Annotated in this window: 14 protein-coding genes; 9 read left to right on the top strand and 5 right to left on the bottom strand. The window is 72.4% G+C overall.

Annotation, left to right across the window (positions count from 1 at the left end):
* Window positions 1-143 precede the first annotated feature (143 nt).
* On the top strand, window positions 144-1,052 hold the full coding sequence (locus AB0C19_RS28595) for a lysophospholipid acyltransferase family protein (protein ID WP_357190299.1): 909 nt from the start codon (window positions 144-146) through the stop codon (window positions 1,050-1,052).
* 23 nt (window positions 1,053-1,075) lie between these two features.
* Here AB0C19_RS28595 and AB0C19_RS28590 read toward each other — a convergent pair whose 3' ends face one another.
* The 3 genes from AB0C19_RS28590 to AB0C19_RS28580 all read right to left on the bottom strand — a co-directional run bounded on the left by AB0C19_RS28590 (window position 1,076) and on the right by AB0C19_RS28580 (window position 4,187).
* Window positions 1,076-1,945, bottom strand: coding sequence for an HAD-IB family hydrolase (locus AB0C19_RS28590; protein ID WP_357190269.1), 870 nt, complete (start codon window positions 1,943-1,945; stop codon window positions 1,076-1,078).
* 126 nt (window positions 1,946-2,071) lie between these two features.
* Entirely contained in the window at window positions 2,072-2,941 is an 870-nt protein-coding gene (locus AB0C19_RS28585) for a DUF5667 domain-containing protein (RefSeq protein WP_357190267.1), read from the bottom strand.
* 289 nt (window positions 2,942-3,230) lie between these two features.
* Window positions 3,231-4,187, bottom strand: coding sequence for an ECF subfamily RNA polymerase sigma factor, BldN family (locus AB0C19_RS28580; RefSeq protein WP_091403551.1), 957 nt, complete (start codon window positions 4,185-4,187; stop codon window positions 3,231-3,233).
* Window positions 4,188-4,772: 585 nt separating this feature from the next.
* Here AB0C19_RS28580 and AB0C19_RS28575 point away from each other — a divergent pair.
* From AB0C19_RS28575 to AB0C19_RS28565, 3 genes are read left to right on the top strand one after another with little or no spacing between them, the layout of a single operon-like run.
* Window positions 4,773-6,380 (top strand): AMP-binding protein, encoded by a 1,608-nt coding sequence (locus AB0C19_RS28575; RefSeq protein WP_357190265.1) that lies wholly within the window; start codon window positions 4,773-4,775, stop codon window positions 6,378-6,380.
* The gene (locus AB0C19_RS28570) at window positions 6,370-6,624 is read left to right on the top strand and encodes a glutaredoxin family protein (protein WP_030490173.1); all 255 of its coding nucleotides are present in this window, start codon (window positions 6,370-6,372) and stop codon (window positions 6,622-6,624) included. Before AB0C19_RS28575 ends, AB0C19_RS28570 begins: the two co-directional genes overlap by 11 nt.
* Window positions 6,625-6,644: 20 nt before the next feature.
* Entirely contained in the window at window positions 6,645-7,307 is a 663-nt protein-coding gene (locus AB0C19_RS28565) for an HAD hydrolase-like protein (RefSeq protein ID WP_357190263.1), read from the top strand.
* Here the strand turns inward: AB0C19_RS28565 and AB0C19_RS28560 are convergent.
* Both AB0C19_RS28560 and AB0C19_RS28555 read right to left on the bottom strand, forming a co-directional pair.
* On the bottom strand, window positions 7,288-7,941 hold the full coding sequence (locus AB0C19_RS28560) for a response regulator transcription factor (protein ID WP_357190261.1): 654 nt from the start codon (window positions 7,939-7,941) through the stop codon (window positions 7,288-7,290). The genes AB0C19_RS28565 and AB0C19_RS28560 overlap by 20 nt on opposite strands.
* 117 nt (window positions 7,942-8,058) lie before the next feature.
* Window positions 8,059-9,363: a sensor histidine kinase gene (locus tag AB0C19_RS28555; RefSeq protein ID WP_357190259.1), complete on the bottom strand. Its 1,305-nt coding sequence runs from the start codon at window positions 9,361-9,363 to the stop codon at window positions 8,059-8,061.
* Between the two features lie 369 nt (window positions 9,364-9,732).
* Between AB0C19_RS28555 and AB0C19_RS28550 the strand changes: the two genes are divergently transcribed.
* Genes AB0C19_RS28550 through hemB form a run of 5 tightly spaced genes read left to right on the top strand, consistent with a single transcriptional unit; the run spans window position 9,733 to window position 15,443 of the window.
* Entirely contained in the window at window positions 9,733-10,503 is a 771-nt protein-coding gene (locus AB0C19_RS28550; RefSeq protein ID WP_091402715.1) for a redox-sensing transcriptional repressor Rex, read from the top strand.
* On the top strand, window positions 10,500-11,897 hold the full coding sequence (locus AB0C19_RS28545) for a glutamyl-tRNA reductase (protein ID WP_238682184.1): 1,398 nt from the start codon (window positions 10,500-10,502) through the stop codon (window positions 11,895-11,897). The genes AB0C19_RS28550 and AB0C19_RS28545 overlap by 4 nt, the downstream gene beginning before the upstream one ends.
* Window positions 11,894-12,862 (top strand): hydroxymethylbilane synthase, encoded by a 969-nt coding sequence (hemC, locus tag AB0C19_RS28540; RefSeq protein WP_091402711.1) that lies wholly within the window; start codon window positions 11,894-11,896, stop codon window positions 12,860-12,862. Before AB0C19_RS28545 ends, hemC begins: the two co-directional genes overlap by 4 nt.
* Complete coding sequence (locus tag AB0C19_RS28535; protein ID WP_112584249.1) at window positions 12,859-14,439, top strand: uroporphyrinogen-III synthase; 1,581 nt, start codon at window positions 12,859-12,861, stop codon at window positions 14,437-14,439. Before hemC ends, AB0C19_RS28535 begins: the two co-directional genes overlap by 4 nt.
* Window positions 14,440-14,459: 20 nt before the next feature.
* The gene (gene hemB / locus AB0C19_RS28530) at window positions 14,460-15,443 is read left to right on the top strand and encodes a porphobilinogen synthase (protein WP_357190255.1); all 984 of its coding nucleotides are present in this window, start codon (window positions 14,460-14,462) and stop codon (window positions 15,441-15,443) included.
* Window positions 15,444-15,654 lie beyond the last annotated feature (211 nt).

The raw sequence follows: 15,654 nt of genomic DNA, 5'->3' as shown, positions 1-15,654 counted from the left end.
TCGACGTACCGCAGCAGGTGCCCGCGCCGGACGCGGAGCCGGCACGGCGCAACGGACATCGACCTGCCGCGCAGGCCGCGCAGACCCCGGCCCCGACCGCGCCGCAGGCCGCAACCGCACCGCCGACCCCGGCCTCGACGCCGATGCCTGCCGACGAGGTCGACGCCGGGTTGCCAGGCGGCACCGAGCCGGCGGTGTCGGACCGGCCCGGGGACCACTGGGACCGCAAGGTCGCGAACGGCTTGGCGTTCCTGCGCCGGAGGCTCTCCGGTGACTACGAGGTCGACGAGTTCGGTTTCGACTCCGAGTTGACCGACGCGGTCTTCCACCCGCTGCTGCGGCTGCTCTACCGGGACTGGTTCCGCACCGAGGTCAGTGGGGTGGAGCACGTCCCCGTGGACGGGCCCGCCCTGGTGGTCGGCAACCACTCCGGGACTGTGGCACTGGACGCCCTGATCCTCTCGGCGGCGCTGCACGACAAGCATCCCGCTCACCGCTACCTGCGGCTGCTCGGCGCCGACCTGGTCTTCCGGATGCCGGTGGTCTCCGAGTTGGCCCGCAAGACCGGTGGCACAGTGGCCTGCAACCCGGATGCCGAGCGGCTGCTCGGCGGCGGCGACCTGGTCGGTGTGTTTCCCGAGGGCTTCAAGGGCATCGGCAAGCTCTACGCCGACCGCTACAAACTGCAACGCTTCGGGCGGGGCGGTTTCGTCTCGGCGGCGCTGCGCACCGGCACCCCGATCGTGCCCGTCGCCATCGTCGGCGGCGAGGAGATCTACCCGATGCTCGCCGACATCAAGCCGCTGGCGCGGCTGCTGAAGCTGCCCTACTTCCCGGTCACGCCGACGTTCCCGCTGCTCGGCCCGCTGGGCATGGTGCCGCTACCCAGCAAGTGGCTGATCGAGTTCTGCCCGCCGATCCCCACCGCCCACCTGACCGACTCGGCGGACGACCCGCTGGTGGTCTTCAACCTCGCCGACCAGGTGCGGGAGACCATCCAGCAGACAGTGCACACGCTGCTGGAGCGACGGCCGGACCCGTTCGGTCCCTAGGACGTCTCAGCGGACACGGCGTCTCAGCCGGCGCGGCGGCGGCGTTGCAGGGCCAGGCCGGCGGTCACCGCGCCGGCGACCAGCCCGGCCGCCGCAGTCGACGGTACGGCGATCTTGGCCGCTCGGCGGCCGGTGCGGAAGTCCCGCACCTCCCAGCCGTGCTGGCGGGCCTGCCGCAGCAGGGCGCCGTCCGGATTGACGGCCACCGCCCGGCCCACCGCGCAGAGCAGCGGCAGGTCGTTCGCCGAATCGCTGTAGGCCGCACAGCGGGACAGGTCGAGCCCTTCGACGGCGGCGAGCTGGGTGACCGCCTCAGCCTTGGCCGGCCCGTGCATCAGGTCACCCACCAACCGTCCGGTGTACGCCCCGTCCAGCACCTCGGCCACAGTGCCAATGGCACCGGTGAGGCCGAGCCGGGCGGCGATCACCCGGCCGATCTCGACGGGGGCGGCGCTGACCAGCCAGACCCGCTGACCGGCGTCCAGGTGACGCTGAGCGAGCTGGTGGGTGCCGGCCCAGATCCGGGGGGCCATCATCTCGTCGAAGATCTCCTCGGCGAGGTGCTCGACCTCGTTGACCCGCCAGCCCTGGACGAAGGCCAGCGCCGCCTCCTTCGCCAGTGACATGTCACCGGCGTGCTCCCGGGCCAGTAGCCGGAAGCGGAGCTGCTGCCAGGCGAATCGGGCCAGGTCGGTGGTGGTCACGTAGTTGCGGGAGGCGAGACCACGGGCGAACCAGTAGATCGACGCGCCCTGCATCATCGTGTTGTCCACGTCGAAGAACGCCGCGGCGGTCGGGTCGGGCGCGCTGACCGGAGCCAGGTCGGTCTCCGCCCAGGCTGCGGTGTGCCCCTCGGCGTCGGTGCTGACCGTCACCTTACGGCTACGCGCCACGCGAATCCCTTCCTCACCGGTACGACGGATGCTCCCCAGCGAGGGTATCCGCCGTAGACGGGCGACCGGCCGGGCACACAGCGAACTGTGGCGCGGCCGGTCGGACGTGCGGTATGGGGACGCGGGTCAGCGGGCCCCGGGGCAGGTGCTCGGGTTCGGCCCGAGGGCGTCGCTGGCTGTCGGTGCCGGCAGGCCGCAGGCGATCGCCGCGCGCAGGTCGTCCGAGCGTTCCCGGATGTTGTCCAGCAACACCAGCGACCGCTGGGTCCGTTCCCGGTCGACCCGGGTGCTCCCGTCGAGCAGACCGCGTACCGCCCGACGCTGGCTCGACACGAAGGTGTTGAGAGTGTCCAGGCTGCCCGGCTCGGCCCGCTGCACGGCGGCCGAGGTCAGCAGGCGAACTCCCTGCCGGCTGTCGGCGTCCATGTCGTCGAGGACCGCGCTGTAGCCGATCCGGTCACCGCGCAGCTTGGCGGCTTCGCCGACTCTGGTCCGGGCGAAGTCCAGGAAGAGCTGCCCTCGGCTGATGTCGGAACTGGCAAGGGCGAGCTGTGCCCGTTCGGTGGAGCGCTTCATGCCGTACAGCGCGTCACCGGGCACCGCGTTCTCGCTGGCGGCGGAGATCCCGGAGACGGCGATGGCCCCGGCGGCGATGCCAACCAGGATCGCGCCCCGGGCTCGGGCCCGCCGTGCGGTGACCGCCGGCAGTAGCCGCCCGCGGGTGGTAGTGGCGGCCGGTTCGCTGACCGCCGCTGGTGTGCTGCCCAGCCCTTCCCGCTCGGCGGTTGCGAGCAGCATCGCCCGCAGGCCGGTACGGAAGTCCTGGTCCACCTCGACAGCCGGGGGGTCGACGCTGAGTCGCTGACCCACTGCGACGAGCGGCGCCAGTTGGCCGTCCACTCGGGATCGCACGTGGTGTCGTCGAGCGCCGTTGGCCTCGTCGAGAAGCTGCGCGAAGCGCTCCGCGCGCCGGCGGGAGAAGAGGGTGTTGTCCACCGCAGGCACCTCCTCTCGCTGGTCACGGCCGGTCGGCCGCCGTCGTTGCCAGCGACCGGGCGGCAGTGTGACACCACGGAGGTGAGGTGCCGCCGGCATGCCGGTCGGACCTCGGTGACCCGGGCCTGCCGGGACATCCACCGGTCGCACCCGGAGAAACGCGGCGGACCGGGCACGGGTTACGGGCCTGGCGGGGCGGAAATTACAGAAAGTGATGGTCATCACCGGGCGGGACCGACTCTGAGCTGCGCGGACGTTGATCGACGTCCGTCGGTCCCGCCGTAACAAACTACGGCTGGAAGCCGTCGGGCAGCAGTCGGGCCAGGGCGCGGACGGCGCGGTACTGGAGGGCCTTGATGGCTCCCTCGTTCTTGCCCATCGCGCGGGCCGTCTCGGCGACCGAGAAGCCCTGGAGGAAGCGGAGCACTATGCACTCCTGCTGCTCGGGGTTGAGCTGCTTCACGGCGGTGAGGAGCGCGACGTTGGTGATGTGCTCCACCACCGCCGCCTCCGGGCTGCCCTCTGGGCCCCGGTCCTCCCGGTCGGCGTCGAGCACGTCGCCGGTGGTGACCTCCAGCCGGTACCGACCCGACTTGAAGTGGTCCGCGACGAGGTTGCGGGCGATCGTCACCAGCCAGGCGCCGAGGTCGCGGCCCTGCCAGGTGAAGCTGCCGATCCGCTTGAGCGCGCGCAGGAAGGTGTCCGAGGTGAGATCCTCGGCGAGTTGCCGGTTGCCGACCCGGAAGTAGACGAACCGGAAGACGGTGTCCACGTAGCGGTCGTAGATCAGACCGAACGCCTCGGACTCGCCGGCCTGGGCCCGCTCGATCAGCGTCCAGACCTCGGTTGCCGGGTCGGACGGGTCGGGGCGGCTCGGGAAACCGGTCGGGGTGGTCGCTGTGGTGGCCGGCACCGCCGGGATCACCGCTGTCTCACCCGCCGCCGGGTCGGTGGTGACCGCCGGTGTGTCGCTTACCCGACGACCCTGCACGGGCATTGTCGGTCGCGACGGCACGGCGACCCGGCCGCCGGCCGGCTTCGCGTTTCCACCGGGCACCGCGGGTCGCGGCGGCGGCTCGTTGTGGTGTGGTCGGCTGCGAATCCGCTGCGCCGCGCCGTCACCGCGCACGACGCCGCCGTGCTGTTCGTCCGATGGGGCACGGGCCGCTGGCCGCTCGTTCACATGGGAGCGGGCGGGTTGACCGGTCAGGCCGACCGGGCGTTCCGCGTAACCGAAGGTGGTCACCGTGTTGCCCCCGTCCCGTCGGTCGCCGGGCGGGCCGGTCTAGGTCTCGTCGGGGCGGACCGACCGGGTGACCGGTCGGGCAGGACGGTCACGGGAGTTGCCGACGGGCGGCAATTCCCCTGGAGGTGCTGGTCCAATGCGCTCACAGGCACGGGGGCCTCCTCGGGCTGAGGGGTGTCGACTCACGGCAAATGGGGTGAGCCGACCCGAGTGATGATAGGGCCAACGTCACCCGCGCGTGGCAAGTCCGTTACACAAGGCGGAAGTATTTCCCGCTCCGTCGCACCGGTGGCGGACCGGTTGTCCGTCGTGTGCGATTGACTTTCCGCCGACCCGGTGTTCCAGGATGGATCCCCAGGTCGGAGGCACGCCGCCCGTTCGGGTGACCCGCCGCGCCGGCCGGCCGGACGGAGCGGCCGAACTGCCCGTGGTCAGCGTCGCACGTCCCATCGACAGGACCTGATCGGATCGCCGGTGGCACACCGGACAGTCCCGTACATGGGACTGTCGCGGTGTCGTCCTCCGGGCGTGGCCGCAACCATCGGGCGTGGCCCGTCGCCGTCCGCTGTGCCAGACTCGATCACCGTGCAGGACGCCTCGGAAAGCCCCGCGCCGAACCTCGCCGACCGGGTCCGCCGGGCGGCTCTCGACAGCGCCGACCGGCCCGCGCTGCACTGGCGTGAACACACACTGAGCTGGTCCGAACTGGACGCCGCTGTGGACGCCGCCGCCAGCGGCCTGTCCGCCGTCGCGCCACCCACCGACCCCGGCGGTACGCCGCCACGCATCGCCATCGCGCTGCCCAACACACCGGACTTCGTGATCGCCTGGCTCGGCGCCCTCCGCGCCGGGCTGGTCACAGTGCCGGTCAACCCCGGCCTCACCGCCCCGGAGTTGCGGCACGTGCTTGCCGACTCCGGCGCGTCGGTGCTCATCGCCACCGACCACGTTCGAGGCCTGGTCGCCGACGTGGCCGCCGAGCTGCCCGCGCTCGCCTCGCTGCACGGCACGCCACCGACCGCCGAGGCGCCCGGACCGGCGCCCCGCCCGCGACGCGGCGGCGTCGACCTGGCGGTACTGCTCTATACCTCCGGCACCGAGGGGCGACCCAAGGGGGCGATGCTCTCGCACCGGGCGCTGCTCGCCAACCACGAACAGGTCGCGGAGATCGAGCCGCCGGTGGTCGGGCCGACCGACACTGTTCTTCTGGCGCTGCCGCTCTTCCATGCGTACGGGCTCAACTCGGGGCTCGGCGCGGTCGTGCACCACGGCGCGACAGGTGTGCTGCTCGACGAGCCGGGCCCGACGGCGGGGCTGGACGAGGTCGCGCGGCACCGGGTCAGCGTGCTGGTCGGCGTACCGTCGATGTTCCTGACCTGGGCCGGAGCGGCCACGGCCCGCGCGGCGACAGCGTCGGTGCGGGTGGCGGTCTGCGGCGCGGCACCGCTCGAACCCGCTGTCGCGGCGCGCTTCACGGAGTCCACCGGGCATCAGGTGCACATCGGGTACGGCCTCACCGAGACCGCGCCGGTGCTCACCTCCACCCTGGTCGGCGGCGTGGCCAAGCCGGGTTCGATCGGCCGGCCGCTGCCCGGGGTGCGGCTACGCCTGGTCGGCGCCGACGGGGTGGACCTGTGGCGCGACGGGCTGGCCGTCCCCGACGACGACCCGGACGAGCTGGACATCTCCGACGTGGCGCCGGGCACCGACCCGGGGCAGATAGTGGTGTCCGGCCCGAACCTCTTCACCGGCTACTGGCCCGACGGTCGGAGCGGTCCAGACGCCGATGGTTGGTGGGGCACCGGTGACATCGCGTACGCCGACGATGACGGGGACCTCTTCCTGGTCGACCGGCTCGGCGAGTTGATCCTGGTCAACGGGTTCAACGTCTATCCGCACGAGGTCGAGCTGGTGCTCGCCGGGCACCCCGGGGTGGTCGAGTCGGCGGTACTGGGTGTGCCGCACCCGCGGACCGGCGAGACTGTGCGGGCGTACGTGGTGCCGGTGCAGGGCCGACCGGTGACCAGCGAGGAGTTGCTCGCCCACTGCGCACGGAACCTGGCCCGGTTCAAGTGCCCGACCGCTGTCGAGTTCGTCGACGCCCTGCCGCACTCGGCGATCGGCAAGGTTCGCAAGACCCAACTCCGGTCGGCGACGCCGACCGACCGCACGGAGGTAACCGATGGCCAGTGACGCCCGACTCGCCCTGATCACCCGACCGGGCTGCCACCTGTGCGACGACGCCAAGGCGGCGCTCGACCGGGTGGTAGCGGTCACCGGCGACAAGTGGGTCGAGTGGGACGTCACCGGCGACGAGGGGCTGGAGCGGGAGTACGGGGACCGGCTGCCGGTGGTGATGCTCGACGGCAAGGAGCACGGCTACTGGCGGGTCGAGGAGGACCGGCTGCTGCGGGACCTGACCACGCCGCAGCTCTGACGGGTGCCTAAGGTGCTCTGATGACCTCTGCGCCCTCGCACCTCGTCTGGGACTGGAACGGCACCCTGCTCAACGACCTCAGCCTGGTGGTGTCCGCCACCAACGTCGTGTTCGCGAGCCTGGGCGGGCCGACTGTCACCCCGGACGAGCATCGGGTGCGGTTCCGCAGGCCGATCGCCGAGTACTACGCCGAGGTGCTCGGGCAGGCCGTGGACGACGACGAGTTCGGCCGACTGGACAAGATCTTCCACGACGCGTACCGCACCGGGCTGACGACCTGTGAGCTGGCCGCCGACGCGCGCGCCGCGATGGCCGCCTGGCCGGGCAGCCAGAGCCTGCTCTCCATGTGGTTCCACGAGGAGCTGGTCCCGACCGTGCACACGTACGGTCTGGCGGGCCACTTCACCCGCGTCGACGGCCTGCGGGCCACTGTCGGCGGCGGCCGAAAGGCGGAGTCGCTCAAGCTGCACCTGGCCGAACTGGGCGTGGACGGCGCCTCGGTGGTGCTGATCGGCGACTCCATCGACGACGCGGACGCGGCGCTCGCTGTGGGCGGCCGTGCCGTGCTCTACACCGGCGGGTTCACCGACCCGGCCCGGCTGCGCGCCTCCGGTCACCCGGTGGCCGACACCCTCACCGACGCGGTCGCCCTGGCCCGGGAGGTCAGTTCCGCAGATAGGTGAGGACGGCCAGCACCCGCCGGTGCTGCTCGGTGTCCGGTGGCAGCGTGAGCTTGGTGAAGATGTTGCGCACGTGCTTCTCCACAGCGCCGTCGCTGACCACCAGGGCGCGTGCGATGGCGGTGTTCGATCGGCCCTCGGCCATCAGGGCGAGCACCTCGCGCTCGCGGGGGGTCAGCTCGCGCAGCGGGTCGTCGCGGCGACGCCGGGCGAAGAGCTGACCGACCACCTCCGGGTCGAGCACAGTCCCGCCGCCCGCCACCCGCCGCAGCGCGTCCAGGAACTCGTCGATCGCCGCCACCCGGTCCTTGAGCAGGTAGCCGATCCCGCCGCCGGCGCCGCCGGTGGTGGCGAGCAGATCATCGGCGTACGACACCTCGACGTACTGGGAGAGCACCAGGATCGGGGTACGCGGCACCAACCGGCGGGCCTCCACCGCTGCCCGCAGCCCCTCGTCGGTGTGCGACGGCGGCATCCGGACGTCGACGATCGACACGTCGGGCCGGTGCTCGACCACCGCCTCGACCAGGGCCTCACCGTCCCCGACGGCGGCCACCACCTGGTGCCCGCTCTCGGTGAGCAGCCGGACCAGCCCCTCCCGGAGCAGGACGGCGTCGTCCGCGATCACGATGCGCATGGCTGTGTTGTCTACCACGTCCGGCCCGTCGTGCGGGCTCGGCGCGGTGCCGGACTGCTCACAGCATCTCCGTTGTTCGCGGCTGCGGGGCTCGCAAACCCGGCTCACTCCTCGCGCTCACAGGGGAAGCTCGGCGCGGATCTCGGTGGGGCCGCCGGTCGGGCTGACCACCGCCAGTTCGCCACCGGCGGCCCGGACCCGGTCGGCGATGCCGGCCAGCCCGTGCCCCTTCGCCAGGTGCGCGCCGCCCTGCCCGTCGTCGCCCACCCGCACCTGCAGATGGGTGTCCTTACGGGCCACGGCCACCGTGGCCTCGGTGGCCCGGCTGTGCTTGGCGACGTTCGTCAGCGCCTCGGACACCACGAAGTACGCGGTGTTCTCCACCGCCGGGTCGAGCCGCCCGGCCGGGGTGCCGAGCTGCGGGTCCACCTGGAGCTCGATCGGGATCAGCCCGCGGCCGGCGATCGCGGCCAGAGCGCTGGGCAGGCCCCTGTCGACCAGGATCGGCGGCGCGATGCCCCGGGACAGCGCCCGCAGTTCGGCCAGCGTGTCCCGGGTCTGGGTGACCGCCTCGTCGATGGTGCGACCGGCCGCCTCCGGGTCCGAGGCGAGCTGCATCCGGGCCCGACTGAGGTCCATCGCCAACCGGACCAGACGCTGCTGGGGGCCGTCGTGGATGTCACGTTCCAACCGGCGTAGCGCGGAGGCCTCGGCGGACACGGCGGCCCGCTTCTGCTCCTCCAGCACCGTGATCCGGTCGCGCATCTCGGCCACACCGGTCAGCATCGCCTTGGCGAAGCTGGCCTGGAGCAGCGCGCAACCCCGCACCACGATCGGCAGGGTGATCAGGAAGAACACCCCAAGTGCGGTGTACAGGCCGATCCGGGCGGTGGTCGAGTCGCCAAGGCCGAGCAGCTGCGCCAGGTCCTGATCACCCTCGCCGTCGGCCCGGGGCAGGGCCCAGTCGTACGCCCAGTAGAGCGAGCCGGCGATCGCCGCGGCCCACCAGGACACCGTCACCACGAAGGTGCCCGCCGCCGCGATCAGCCGCAGGATGCCGTGCGCCAGGTCGAGCCAGGACTGGGCGTCCCGCATCGGCACGAAGATCCGCCGCCAGGCGTTCGCGCCCGCCTCGGGCAGCCGGTAGTGCGGCCGGATCCGGGGCTGGTGGAGCACCGCGGGCAGCCGCAGCCGCTCGACGTCGGCCAGCCCACGGGCGGTGTACAGGGTGCCGCTGAGGATCGGCAGGCCGATCACAACGACCACCAGGCCGATGCCGACCGCGAGGCCGACGACGAGGACGACGAAGCTGGCCAGCGCCAGGGGCAGGCCGAGCAGCACGTACCCGGAGTCGACGAAGAGCTGGCGGGGGATGCTCGGTGCCAGCGTCGGTCGGTCGCTGGTGGCGGCAACGGCGGTCATGCTCAAAGGCTAGGCATGTGGGCTTGGTGTCCCCATCCCGAAACCCCGCCTCTCCTCCGTAGTGCTGCCCCTACCCCGCCAGAAGGGCCCTGGCCAGGCCGGCGCGGGATTGGTCAGAGAAGTCGGGATTGAGCAATAATCGCCCGGGGCCGTGGGTGGACCTGGGCGTTCAATCGATCTTGTGGAATGGAGGGGCTGGTGAGGTCGCGCCACGCAGCGACAAGATCGCGATTTGTGCACGTCTTCACAAGCGCCTACGCTGTGACTCCGACGCGCCCTGCTAGCACAGCCGGCATCCTCGGTCGCCAGCGGGAGTCCACAAACGGCCGACCAGCGGAGTTGGCCGAGGATCGCACCGCACGGAGTCTCATGAGTCAGCACCGTCACCCAGGCGCGCCCGGCCGCGCCGGTGCCGTACCGGCGCTCCCGGATCTGCCCGAAGCGACCGTCGCTCGGCTCCCGGAGTACCTGCGCGCGCTGCACAACCTCGCCGACGCCGGGCACGAGACGGTCTCCAGCGAGGGTCTCTCCGCCGCCGCCGGGGTCAACTCCGCCAAGCTCCGCAAGGACCTCTCCCACCTCGGCTCGTACGGCACCCGGGGCGTCGGTTACGACGTCGCGCTGCTGATCGAGCAGATCGAGTATGTGCTCGGGCTCACCCAACGCCGGGCGGTCGCCCTGGTCGGCGTAGGTAATCTCGGTCACGCTCTGGCTGGCTACGACGGCTTCGCCAGCCGGGGCTTCCGGATCGCCGCACTGCTCGACGCCGATCCCTCCCGGGTCGGTGAGGAGATCAACGGCCTGGTTGTCCGGCATGTTGACGACCTGCCGACTGTCGCCGCTGAGGAATCCCTCGCGATCGGCGTGATCGCCACCCCGGCCGCCGCCGCCCAGCAGGTCGCCGACCAACTGGTCGCCGTCGGCGTGACGAGCATCCTCAACTTCGCGCCGTGCGTACTCTCGGTTCCGGAGGGGGTCGACGTGCGCAAGGTCGACCTCGCCATCGAGCTGCAGATTCTGTCCTTCCACGAGCACCGCAAGGCGTCGCTGACCGCGCTGCCCGCCACCGGCGGGACCGCTCTCACCGCCCTGCCGGGCGGGTTCGCGGCCACCGACACCCAGGAGGCGATAGGCACGTGAAACTGCTCGTCGTCGGCGCGTCCTACCGGACCGCCCCGGTCGCCACGCTGGAGCAGCTGGCAGTGCCCCCCGCCGACCTGACCCGCACACTGGATCGCCTGGTCGCCCAGCCGTACGTGGCTGAGGCGGTGATCGTCTCCACCTGCAACCGGGTGGAGGTCTACGCCGCCGTGTCCGGTTTCCACGGTGGGCTCGGCGACGTCTGCGCCGTGCTGGCCGAGCAGGCCGGCAGCTCCCCGACCGCGCTCGCCAGCCACCTGTACGTGCACTACGACACCGCGGCCGTCGACCACGTCTTCCGGGTCGCCACCGGTCTGGACTCGATGGTGGTGGGCGAGGCACAGATCCTCGGCCAGTTGCGTGACGCGTACCACTGGGCCACCGGCGCCGACTCGGCCGGCCGGCTGCTGCACGAGCTGATGCAGCAGGCGTTGCGGGTCGGCAAGCGGGCCCACGCCGAGACCGGCATCGACCGGGCCGGCCAGAGCGTCGTCACCGCCGCCCTGGAGCTGGCCGCCGGGCACCTCGACGGCGACCTCGTCGGCCATCCGGCCCTGGTGGTCGGCGCCGGTGCGATGGGTTCGCTCGGAGTGGCCACGCTGTCCCGGCTGGGCGCCGGGCCGCTCACCGTCAGCAACCGGGGCGCCGACCGGGCTGTCCGGCTCGCCGAGTCGTACGGGGCGAGTGCCGCGCCGATGACCGAGCTGGCCGACACCCTTTCCACAGTGGACATCGTAGTGGCCGCCACCGCGTCCACCGAACCGGTCCTGACCCGGTCGGTGGTCACCACGGCGCTGGCCGAGCGCGACCCGGCCCGGGGCCCACTGGTCCTGCTCGACCTGGCCGTTCCGCGCGACGTCGAGGAGGGCGTCGCCGAGCTGCCCGGCGTCGAGGTGATCGACATCGACCGGATGGCGGCGCTGCTCGCCGACGGTCCGGCGGCTGCCGACGCCGCCGCCGTCGAACGCATCGTGCTCGGCGAGGTGGAGGGCTTCCTCACCTGGCTGCGCGGCGCCGACGTGGCACCCACAGTGGCAGCGCTGCGTGGCAGGGCCGACGACGTCGTCACCGCCGAGCTGCGCCGACTGGCCCAGCGTCGCCCCGACCTCGGCGACGACCTGCGGGCCGAGGTGGCCCGCACTGTGCACCGGGTCGTGCAGCGGCTGCTGCACCAGCCCACCGTCAAGGTCCGCCAGTTGGCAGCGGAGCCCGGCGGCGACCAGTACGCGGCACTGCTGCGCGAGCTGTTCGACCTCGAGGTGCCGCAGACCTCGCCGGTGGACACCGTCCCGGACGTGCTGACCCCCGACTTCGGCATGGCGCTCCCCGGCACCGACCCGGTGTCCGGAGCCGACGCCGCCGAGCCCACCCCACCCACCGGAGGTGCGCGATGACCGCCCCCCTGCGCCTCGGCACCCGGGGTAGCGCCCTGGCGATGGCCCAGTCCGGCCAGGTCGCCGAGGCGGTGACCGCCGCCACCGGCCGCCCCGTCGAGCTGGTCGAGGTCGTCACCGCGGGCGACCGCTCCAACGCGCCGGTGCACCGGCTGGGCGTCGGGGTGTTCGTCTCCGCCCTGCGTGACGCGCTCACCGCCGGAACGATCGACTTCGCGGTGCACTCGTACAAGGATCTGCCCACGGCCGCCGCCGGTGGGCTGCACATCGCGGCGGTGCCGGCCCGGCAGGACCCGCGCGACGCGTTGGTGGCCCGCGACGGCCGGACGCTCGCCGAGTTGCCGCCCGGGGCCACAGTGGGCACCGGCGCGCTGCGTCGGATCGCCCAGTTGCACGCCCTCGGCCTGCAACTGGAGGTCACCCCGATCCGCGGCAACGTCGACACCCGCCTGGGCCGGGTGCTCGGCCCCGAGGCCGACCTCGACGCCGTCGTCCTGGCCCGGGCCGGTCTGGCCCGACTCGGCCGGCTCGATGTGATCACCGAATCGCTGGACCCGATGCTCATGCTGCCCGCTCCCGCTCAGGGCGCGTTGGCAGTGGAGTGCCGGGTCGACGACCAGGACCTGGTCGAGCTGCTCGCCGTGCTCGACCACGCACCGTCACGTGCCGCGGTCACCGCGGAACGTGCGTTTCTGGCAACCCTGGAGGCCGGGTGCAGCGCACCCGTCGCCGCCTATGCCGAACTCGCCGAAGGCGAGACCGGCGATGAGATCTACCTGCGCGGGGCGGTGATCAGCCCGGACGGCACTCGTGACCTCCGGCTGTCCCGCACCGGAACGCCCGCCGACGCGGCGGAGATCGGTAAGGCACTCGCCGCCGAACTCCTCGAGCTCGGCGCCGACTCGATCCTCGGCCACGAAGGACACACCGGCCCGGGGACCCAGCAATTTGGGAGCACAGAATGACCCGCACCCGTAAGCCCGTCGGCCGTATCGCGTTCGTCGGGGCTGGCCCCGGTGACCCGGGCCTGCTGACCCGTCGGGCCCACGACGCCCTGGTCGACGCTGACCAGGTGATCTACGACCGGGGAGTCCCGGAGTCGTTGCTCACCGTCGTTCGCGCCGAGGCCAGGGACGATGCCGAGTTCACTCCGGCCGAGGGCGCGCCGGGGGACGTGGCGAAGGTGCTGATCTCCGCGGCCCGCTCAGGGCTGAACGCGGTGCACCTGGTCGCTGGCGACCCGTTCGGACACGACTCGGTGGTCAAGGAGGTGCAGGCGGTGGCCCGCACCGCCGCCCACTTCGAGGTGGTGCCCGGCGTCGGCCAGGCCGAGGGTGTGGCCACCTACGCCGGGGTCCCGCTGCCGGGTGTGCGTACGGCAGCCGACGTCGAGGACGTCAGCGCGCTGGACTTCGAGGCGCTGGCCACGGCCGTCGGCCGGGGTTCGCTAGCGCTCGCCGTGGACGCCGGTGACCTCGCCGCCGTCCGGGACGGGCTGCTCGCCGCCGGGGTCGACGGCACCACCGGCGTCGGGGTGACCGGCGACGGCACCGGCGAGACCCAGTACACGACCACGTCGACGGTGGACAGCTTCGTGGCCGCCGCGCTCGGCTTCACCGGCCGGGTGGTGCTCACCGTCGGTGTCGGCGTGGGGCAGCGCGACAAGCTGAGCTGGTGGGAGAACCGCCCGCTGTACGGCTGGAAGGTGCTCGTACCTCGGACCAAGGAGCAGGCCGGCGCGATGAGCGCCCGACTGCGCGCGTACGGGGCGATCCCGTGCGAGGTGCCGACCATCGCTGTCGAGCCGCCTCGCACCCCGGCGCAGATGGAGCGGGCGGTCAAGGGCCTGGTCGACGGCCGGTACGCCTGGGTGATCTTCACGTCGGTGAACGCGGTCCGCGCGGTCTGGGAGAAGTTCGCCGAGCACGGTCTCGACGCCCGGCACTTCGGCGGCGTCAAGATCGCCTGCATCGGCGAGGCCACCGCTGACGCGGTCCGCGCGTTCGGCATCCAGCCGGAGCTGATCCCCGCCGGGGAGCAGTCCTCGGAGGGCCTGCTGGCCGAGTTCTCGCCGCACGACGAGATCCTCGACCCGGTGGGCCGGGTGCTGCTGCCGCGCGCCGACATCGCCACCGAGACGCTCGCCGCCGGGCTCACCGAGCGCGGCTGGGAGGTCGACGACGTGACCGCGTACCGGACGGTGCGGGCGGCGCCGCCGCCCGCCGAGATCCGCGACGCGATCAAGTCGGGCGGGTTCGACGCGGTGCTCTTCACCTCGTCCTCCACAGTCCGCAACCTGGTCGGCATCGCCGGGAAGCCGCACGCCCGGACCGTTGTTGCCGTCATTGGGCCCAAGACGGCGGAGACCGCGACGGAGTTCGGCCTGCGCGTCGACGTCCAGCCGCCGCACGCCTCGGTGCCCGACCTGGTGGAGGCGCTCGCCGCCTACGCCGTCGAGCTGCGGGAGAAGCTGGCCGCCATGCCGGCCAAGCAGCGCCGTGGTTCGAAGGTGCAGGGCCCGACCGCTCTGCGCTTCCGGTAGTCGTTCGAGGAGGGCCTGCCATGTCGTACCCCGAGATCCGGCCCCGCCGGCTGCGCCGCAACCCGGCGGTCCGCCGGCTGGTGTCGGAGACCCGGGTCGACCCGGCCGAGCTGGTCCTGCCGATGTTCGTCAAGGAGGGGCTGACCGAGCCCCGAGCCATCGGGTCGCTCCCGGGGGTGCTCCAGCACTCCCGGGACTCGCTGCGAAAGGCCGCGGTCGAGGCGGTCCAGGCCGGTGTCGGCGGGATCATGCTCTTCGGCGTGCCGGAGCAGCGGGACCCGACCGGCTCCGGCGGCATCGACCCGAACGGCATCCTCAACGTCGCCATCCGCGACGTGGTGGCCGAGGTGGGCGACGCCACTGTGGTGATGAGCGACCTGTGCCTCGACGAGTTCACCTCGCACGGGCACTGTGGGCTGCTCACCCCCGACGGTGAGGTCGACAACGACTCGACCCTGGCCGCGTACGCCGAGATGGCGGTGGCCCAGGCCGCCGCCGGGGTCGGCATGGTCGGGCCGTCCGGGATGATGGACGGCCAGGTCGGCGTGGTACGCCGGGCGCTCGACGCCGCCGGCTACCAGGACGTCTCCGTGCTGGCGTACGCCGTGAAGTACGCCTCCGCCTTCTACGGCCCGTTCCGGGAAGCTGTGGAGTCGGCGCTGGAGGGCGACCGGCGCACCTACCAGCAGGACCCGGCCAATCTGCGTGAGTCGCTGCGTGAGGTAGCACTGGACGTCGCCGAGGGCGCCGACCTGGTGATGGTCAAGCCGGCGCTGCCCTACCTCGACGTGGTGTCGGCGGTGCGGGCCGCTGTGGACGTCCCGGTCGCCGCCTACCAGGTCTCCGGTGAGTACGCGATGGTCGAGGCGGCCGCCGCGAACGGCTGGATCGACCGCGAGCGGGTGATGCTCGAGACGCTCACCTCGATCAAGCGGGCCGGCGCGCAGGTCATCCTCACCTACTGGGCCGTCGAGGCCGCCGGCCTGCTCCGCCAGCGCTACTGAGCGACCCGCCCGCTCAGGGCCTCCCGGTCGGAACCGACGCGACTGCGCTTTCGGGCACTTCACCGCGGGGATCGTTGTGCCTCTGGGCGTCCTTTGCTCTGCTTCAACCAGCGCAACACTTTGCGGGCCTAACCGTTGCGTCGATTGAAGCAGAGCAAAGGGCTCGGACCAGGCGACCGCTCCCCGGCGCCGCCGCCACTCGACGACGGCT

It is taken from the genome of Micromonospora sp. NPDC048842, assembly GCF_040649935.1.
Taxonomy (GTDB): Bacteria; Actinomycetota; Actinomycetes; order Mycobacteriales; family Micromonosporaceae; genus Micromonospora; species Micromonospora hortensis.
This window is presented reverse-complemented; position numbering and strand designations above follow the sequence as displayed.